We start from the raw sequence: 274 nt of genomic DNA on the forward strand, positions 1-274 counted from the left end.
CTCGGCCACCTCGTCGGCGACGATGCGCAGGACGGCGAGTTCCCCGGTGGTGAAGCGGGCAGCCAGGGCCGGCGGCATCGGGCCGGAGCAGGCCAGCAGGCGGCGCCTGTCGCGGGAGGCGATCCGGTCGGGCGAGGACGGCCGCTTGCGAGGCGGAAAGAGGCTCATCCGTCCCGCAGGGACGCCCACGGGCACGATCCCGGCCCGGATGGCGCTCCGGCGCTCGTGAAGCCGCTCAGCGAGGCTCTGAGCGCCCGCATCGTCCACAGCACCG

Annotated in this window: 1 pseudogene; it reads right to left on the reverse strand. The window is 75.2% G+C overall.

The features are described from left to right. Positions 1-274, reverse strand: a pseudogene (locus WDW90_RS39340) (hypothetical protein); the annotation flags it as partial.

The organism is Methylobacterium nigriterrae (genome assembly GCF_037106235.1).
In the GTDB taxonomy this organism is placed as follows: Bacteria; Pseudomonadota; Alphaproteobacteria; order Rhizobiales; family Beijerinckiaceae; genus Methylobacterium; species Methylobacterium nigriterrae.